A 7,194-nucleotide genomic window follows, 5' to 3' on the forward strand; every position below is an offset into this window, starting at 1 on the left:
TAGAAGGATTCTACAATACGATCCGGATCCATTCCCATTGCGGATACGAATCCCCGATGGAATACGAGAAAAATTACAAGATATTGAAAAAGATGCGTTTAGAAAAAAATTGAGAAGCGTCATTGACAATGGGGATCCCTAAGATAAGCTTGGGGCTTTTCAAGCTGCAGCAAAAGCTGGGAGTTTGAAAAGCAACAAGAAATGGGTTCTTAGGGATGGGGCCCGTAGTCAATGGAAAGCGGAACAAATTTTTTCGGATTTGTCAAAAACAGAAATTTAGATTGTCCTCAAACTTGACATAGTACCAGATAGTGCCAAAGCAACAGAATCAGAGACGAAGGATGAACTGATTAAAATTGATGAAGATATTTCTACTGCAGAAGAGAAGAAACAATCGAATGGAGTAGTTGGAAATAAATCAGAAATATTAAAAGAGGACATAATAAGTGAATTTGAAATTAATCTTAGTGATACTGAGATATATACGAATAAAATGTTTGAATATAATTTTGATGACACTAACCGTTTTAGAGATTATTCAATAGAAGATGGTTATGGAGATGTCAATATGAGAAATTTAACGTTTACCAATCAAGATGGTGAAATGTTGATTTTTCAAGAAGAGAATTTTTATGTTTATACAAAAAATAATAATGGATGCTATAAATCACGACTAAGCCCACTAGGAATGCGTTTTATAAGTTGTGAAGATTTTCCCGATAAAAAAAATTATATTATAGAATTAAAAAATCCTATTTTTTCGGTTTTAGGCTACAATGGAGGATATTGGATCGAACATAAGACATTGGGTGATATTTGGACAGCAGATATTTATGGCGGAATTTCTGAAGAAAAAATGGAATTAAATTTACGGCTTAATAACGGGGTCGTCGTGAGTCATATAGTGGTGGATCTAAATGAAGATTTTAAAAAGCAAATGTTAAAAGCTTTGGAAAAAGGTGAAGAAAATAAACCTGATATTCCAACACAGATTTATGATTCTTTCTATCATGAAAATGATTTAGATTTTATTGAACAGACGTATATTGCTACTTCTCCAGAAAGCTTGAAGGAAGAATTATCCCGTATTGTTGTATTCAATGATAATGAAAGTATGTTGGATATTTTTCTAGGAGAATGGAATGTAACAAATGTCGCGCAAGGAATCGCAAAAAATATTCTTTCTGTAAAAGCTCTTAAAGGTGGAGAAACAAGCTTTGGATTAAAACTTGGGGATAAAATAATATCTGAAGTGAACTGTAAGGTTATTCCTAAATTTACTTTATCGGAATCTAAAGTATCTCTCGATCAAGATAAGAAAGAAGTTACTTTAACCGCAGAATCGGAGTTTATTTCGGATGAGCTGGCAAATGAAATTCTCGATAAACTAAAATGGGAGAATAATAGTTCGGCTAAAGTTGATATCAAAAAAGAATTTAAGGATGGAAAATTTACGATCACTTTTACATTGTATCCAAGTTTGGAAGTGTATAAAGATGAGAGTTCTTCGTTAGTAATCAAAAATTTAAATATGAAAGATATTACTTTAGAAATCTTTCAAAAAGGCCATTTTGAATATAAGGAACTTTATCAGATACTGAATAGCCCGGGATTTAAAAATTCTATGATTCAGTATTTGACGAAAGATGGTAATTTCACGGCTTCGCTGCTTGTTTCTGAAAAAGATCCAAAATTTGGAACAGCGCTGGCGAAAGCCTATTCAGATCTCTATTTTAGAGGGTTAGATGGTTGGAAGGAGATCATTGCGAGTGAGGCATCTAAAGATCTCGCGACGGATATTCTGATTGGATATATTTATAATTCAAGTGATATTATTTCTCAAATGTCTGCAGAGAAAGAAGGGTTTTCTTTAGTCAAAAAATTAAGCGAAGCACTGAAATGGTATTTAGCAAAAGAAATGAATGAACATTTGGAAGATGCGGGAATACTTAATCAACTGAACAAAGAAATTACTTCATTACAAGATAGCAGTGAGTTTTCAAAAGCGTTGATTAGCGGAAAGATAGACGATGTATTGGATATTCTGGTTAAAAATGGCTCAAATATCTCAGCGAAAAAGATCTCAGATTTTTTTAATAGATTTTATAAATCAAGCGAATATGTGAATAAAGCAAGTGAATATTTAAAGAAATTCGGATATGCTGTCGATGGAATCATGGTAACGAAAGATACCATGAATAATTTTAGTAAATTCAATGCTTTAGCCAATGCGAATAAGTATTATATTGAAATGTTGGATTATATAGAAAAAAACTGTGAATTGAAGGCAATGGTCAACGCTTCGAAAGAAGTCAAAGCATTGATTTATCGTGAATTTAGTTCTTTAGAATATGTTCTTCAAGATGCTATTCAGAAAGGTACGGACATCGCAATCAATGAAGCTCTCAAATTTGCGGGCACTAAAGTTCCTATTTTAAATATTATAAAAACCGGATTTGATTTAGGAAAATTTGCTGGAAATGCTCTGTTTAACGTGAGCAGTATGCAAGAGTCTTATGATAAGTTAAGGTGTTATACCTATCTCAATAAAGCGCTCTCATCCTGGACTATATCTAAAAACACAAAATTCGCAGAATCATTGATTTCACAAAACAATGTCGATGCTGATAATGCGGCTTATGAATATTTGTATACTCTTGATATTTTAGCCGAAGGACGAATCGGCGGAGAAAAGACATTACAAAAATATCTGGATTATATTTGGATGAATAAAAATGAAGAATTAATTCGATTAAGTAAGACCATTCAAGAAGGAATTGAATCTCAGAACAAGTATTGGGATTTAGGAAAACTGATGGAGAAATGTGTCACGGTTAACATTTCATGTCCGGTGGATATTCAAGTATTCGATAAAAATGGGGGTTATCTTTTTACCATCAAAGACGGAAAGGAAATGGCAGAACAATTGGACGGATTGCGTTATAACGTGGAATACGATCAATTAGTAGATGACTATAATAAAATTCTGACATTTAATCCAGAGACTGGGTATTCTTTAAAACTTGTCGGTTATTCAACGGGATGTGTTGATTATCTTGTGATGTATAAAGATGAAAATGGATTATCAAGATATAAAACAATCAATAATATTCCGATTGAGAAAGGAACAGAGATATCAATCAAACATATCGACGAAAATGCAAAGTTGATTTTATCAGAAAACGATTTGAAGAAAATGGTTTATGAACCGGTATTAAGAGAATCGCAAAAATATCAAAAGGTCGATTCGATCGATTTAAAAGTTAAGAATAGGGTAATGGCTCCAGGAGAATCGCAACCTATTTATACTGTATTAAATCCATCCGATTCTACTATAAGCGATGTGTACTGGTCCACCAGCAATTCAGATATTATTCGCATTTCTGATGATGGAATTCTTACAGCCATAAAATCGGGTACAGCCACGATTTGGGCCTATACGGTAGATGGAGCAAAAAAAAGGGTAATAATTACAGTAAGCAATCTAAATGAAATTGGAGATAAAACGGATGATCCAATCAATGATAAGAATCCATCAGAAAAGCCAACTCCACCGATTAATGACCCAAACAAGAAACCGGATACGAACGATCCTGGGGATACGAATAAACCAGACGAAAAACCATCAAATAATACGCCAGTTATCAAGCCGATGGTAAACAAAGGAAACGAAACCAAAGTCATTCCTGTAAAAGCGGAATCGACCATCGAAAAAGTGAATGGATCATCTATAAAGCACTCGCCAGAAACTGGCATCGCCATTCAGAAGAGCAGCTCCATATGGATGAATATCCTCAGTTTGCTTGGCCTTGGATGGATCGTTCATAAGAAACGGAACCATTAAACAAAAAAAGAATCAGACCTCATGCGAGAAATCTGATTCTTTCTTTTTTTGAATGTGTTCTTGCTCCATGAAGTTGAGCAGATCGTGTCGAAGCCTACGCCACTCTTCATCCGGTTGTTCCGAGCGCAAATAATAACGCAGCTGCTCACGATAGACAGCCTCGAGGCTCTTCAAACTTTTTTTCTCTCTTTCTTTTCTGACAAAGCGACTAAGCGAAAAGAGCGTGAAAAGATTGAGCCCATACAACAAAACGACAATGATCCAATACCAAGAATCAAAAAACATATTTTGATGGACCATGCTCACTTCAAACACAAGCAGGACCTGCAAGATCGTATTGAGCAAAAGCGTAGCCAAATAACTCAACATTTTCAGGTTTGTTAAATCGAGATTCGAAAAGAAACGCAAAAAAAGGATCGTCAAGAAAGCCATCTCAATAGTCGTTGCCCAAGTCAATACAATTTGAAGCTGAGTAAAAGAGAAAAGATCAAAAAACGCTTTTGTAGAAAGATAGGAAATACACTGGCCAAACAATTCCACGAGAATTAAGATCGTCTCATACAACAAGATCGCAAGAACGATCCGCCTCCAGCTCTCCCTACAAAAAAGCACACGACAAAGAAGACCAAAAAATAAGCAATTCACCAAATTTTTAAGAATGACATCCACATTTGAAAGCCATAAATTGATCGGAACAAAAAGAACCACCGAAACGACCCAAATGATCAAAAAATAGAAAACAGGACGTTTTGAATGCAAATAACAAGCAAACCAAGCGGATTGGATCGCCGTCTGCAATAGAACAGCGATCAAATACCAAATCAGCATTCATCCACCTCGTTTTCTCGATCCAAACACAACGTGGCCGTGCTTTTACACCAACCATCCTCGATCTTTTGTGAAAATAAACCACCATGCTTACGACAAGCATTCTCGATGATCAACAAACCAAGACCGTGCTTCATTTTCTCTTTCTTTGTCGAACGACCTTTCTCGATCGAAACATTCTCCAAGACCGTATTGTCGACCTTACACACAAGAACGTTCGCCCTAACGAATAAATGAATATCGATCTTGCGCTCGTGATCCAAAGAAAGCGTCGCCTCGATCGCGTTATCGATCAAATTGGTCAACACGCTCACCAACACAAAATCATCCAAAGCCAATTCTTTCGGAATCGCAGCCACGATCGAATGTTCGATCCCGCCCTCCTTCATCTTTAGAGCCTTGTGATAAAGAAGCGAATCCACAAGATGATTGGGACAATAGTTTATAAAAAGCGAATCACGCTCTTCATCAAGAGCCACATCGATCTTTTCTCTCCATCGACCTTCATCCCCATTCTCGCATCCTTCTTCTTGCATGCACACTTTTAATTTCTTTTTCAAACGAGCCATATCTTCTTCCGCCTTCATCGTCGCTAAAATATGCTCATTCTCCATCTTGACCTGGAGCTCGAATGCTTGCTGATGGGCATCTTCCTCCATCTTGGAAACGAGCTGACAAAACAATCGAACTGAAAAAAAGATAGAAATAAAAAGAAGAAGAAAAATCGCCCACATCATGATTGGCAAAATACTCTTTCCTGAATTCTGTTTCGCCCAAAAAAGAACGGAAATCAGTAATCCTTCTACGATCAAATAGGCGACAAGAAACCATCGAACCGAAAACGAAGATTTCATTTCTCCAACTCCCTAGACTCGATCAAATATTGATGAAACGCCTCCTTGATCGAACGCTGATAACTTCTCGAAACCGAAAGCAAAGCGCCATCCCGCATTTTCAAATCACGCACCATATACGAAGAAACGTGATCAAAATTCACGACAAACGCCCGATGCGAACGATGAAACGACATCGGAAGGACTTGAGACAACGCTTCAAGATCCTCCTTGATCTTGAGCGTCTGCTCCTCCATATGCACAAGCGTATACCGCTTGATCCGCTCCAAATAATAAATCGCATTCGGATCCAAACGAACGATCGAAGAATTCGTATGGACGACGATCGAACTTGACAACTCATTGAGCAAACCGATCGCCTTGAGGATAGCAGGCTCTAAACGAGCTTCTTTTTGTGGCTTATACACAAAATAGCAATGCTCCACCTCATAGACATCGCATGCTTTTTCTAAAAAAGAACTCATAAAAATGATCACACACAACGGATCGATCTTCTTGATCGCTTTTGCCAAAACGATCCCATCTTCACCTTTTGCCAAAACGATATCAACGATCACGATCCGCTTCTTTTCATGAAAGCGAACATGCTCCAACAGACCCTTGCCATCTAAAAAACCAAGAACCGAAGCCGACGGAAACCGACACTCGATCCATTGGATCAAATCTTGACGGAACGAACGATCGTCTTCACAAACAATGATTTCAAACTTCATCTTCTTCCAACTTTCTTTTTTATAGAATTATAAAACAAGAGGAAAAAAGAGGAAAGCGAATGATGCAAAAAAATACAATTAAACTGATATTCTATTCGGACAGAAAAAGGTCTATATCCGCTATAGCCGATATAGACCTATCTCTTTATTTTCACTCAAAGCTTTGTTTTGCCGCTCAGAATATTTTGATAATCCTCCCAATTCTTTTCCAGCAAACTTGGCGTATCCAATTTATAAGGACACTTTGAAGCGCATTGATTACAATGCAGACATTGCTCGATCTTTGCCATCTCGTTTTGCCAAGACTCGGAAAGCCAATTTTGAGAAGGCGCCCGACGCACCATCAACGACATCCTAGCGCACTGATTGATTACGATCCCTGCAGGACAAGGCATACAATACCCACACCGTTGAAAACTGGTTTGTTTTAGTTTTCATGCCCCGTTGCCAGGGACAGCTCCAGGCTTTGCCTGGTTGACGCTTCACAGAGGTCTGCCGATAAAGATGGTCTTACGTCCTCTCCGCGTCCGTTTTCGGCCTCCGAAGCACTCCCGGCGGCCAGTATATTGATTGCTGCATTCAGGTCACGATCCATGACCATCCCGCAGGCTTCGCAGATATAAGTACGTTCACTCAGGGCAAGCTTGGTTTTTACATGCCCGCAATGGCTGCATTTTTTCGATGTCGGTTCGAATCTTTTGATGACTGTGAGTTTCCGGCCTCTCTGGGCACACTTATATTCGAGCTGCTGACGGAGCTTGCCAAACCCGGCATCCGAGATGGCTTTTGCCAGCCTGTGATTTCTGACCATTCCCTTTACGTACAGATTGGATTTAGTATTAATGGTGCATCCCTTAAACCTCTGAAAATTCAAGTGGTAGAATGTCATAAGAAGAACAATTTGAATTCCAGAATGAGGAGGAATGAAAAATGGCAAAGCAATATGAAAAAGACT

5 protein-coding genes and 1 pseudogene are annotated in these 7,194 nt (G+C 37.8%); 1 reads left to right on the top strand and 5 read right to left on the bottom strand.

The window, feature by feature from the left end:
• Positions 1-568: 568 nt before the first annotated feature.
• Complete coding sequence (locus BO225_RS07485) at positions 569-3,844, top strand: Ig-like domain-containing protein (RefSeq protein WP_076341629.1); 3,276 nt, start codon at positions 569-571, stop codon at positions 3,842-3,844.
• A 12-nt stretch (positions 3,845-3,856) separates the two neighbouring features.
• Here BO225_RS07485 and BO225_RS07490 read toward each other — a convergent pair whose 3' ends face one another.
• From BO225_RS07490 to BO225_RS07510, 5 genes and pseudogenes are all read right to left on the bottom strand, one after another.
• On the bottom strand, positions 3,857-4,672 hold the full coding sequence (locus BO225_RS07490; RefSeq protein WP_076341630.1) for a hypothetical protein: 816 nt from the start codon (positions 4,670-4,672) through the stop codon (positions 3,857-3,859).
• Positions 4,666-5,526, bottom strand: a complete 861-nt coding sequence (locus tag BO225_RS07495) for a GHKL domain-containing protein (protein ID WP_076341631.1) — start codon at positions 5,524-5,526, stop codon at positions 4,666-4,668. The genes BO225_RS07490 and BO225_RS07495 overlap by 7 nt, the downstream gene beginning before the upstream one ends.
• Positions 5,523-6,239, bottom strand: coding sequence for a LytR/AlgR family response regulator transcription factor (locus tag BO225_RS07500; protein ID WP_076341632.1), 717 nt, complete (start codon positions 6,237-6,239; stop codon positions 5,523-5,525). The genes BO225_RS07495 and BO225_RS07500 overlap by 4 nt, the downstream gene beginning before the upstream one ends.
• A gap of 155 nt (positions 6,240-6,394) precedes the next feature.
• Positions 6,395-6,637 (bottom strand): annotated as a pseudogene (locus tag BO225_RS07505) (4Fe-4S dicluster domain-containing protein); the annotation flags it as partial.
• A 29-nt stretch (positions 6,638-6,666) separates the two neighbouring features.
• On the bottom strand, positions 6,667-7,194 hold a 528-nt coding region (locus tag BO225_RS07510), incomplete at its 5' end, for an RNA-guided endonuclease InsQ/TnpB family protein (protein WP_143356796.1).

The sequence above is a fragment of the Dubosiella newyorkensis genome, assembly GCF_001945605.1.
GTDB classification, from domain to species: domain Bacteria; phylum Bacillota_I; class Bacilli_A; order Erysipelotrichales; family Erysipelotrichaceae; genus Dubosiella; species Dubosiella newyorkensis.

What these genes read in the sequence shown, in the direction of transcription:
- BO225_RS07500 (WP_076341632.1), bottom strand. Translation starts at nt 6,239, where the DNA reads ATGAAGTTTGAAATCATTGTTTGTGAAGACGATCGTTCGTTCCGTCAA.
- BO225_RS07495 (WP_076341631.1), bottom strand. Translation starts at nt 5,526, where the DNA reads ATGAAATCTTCGTTTTCGGTTCGATGGTTTCTTGTCGCCTATTTGATC.
- BO225_RS07485 (WP_076341629.1), top strand. Translation starts at nt 569, where the DNA reads ATGAGAAATTTAACGTTTACCAATCAAGATGGTGAAATGTTGATTTTT.
- BO225_RS07490 (WP_076341630.1), bottom strand. Translation starts at nt 4,672, where the DNA reads ATGCTGATTTGGTATTTGATCGCTGTTCTATTGCAGACGGCGATCCAA.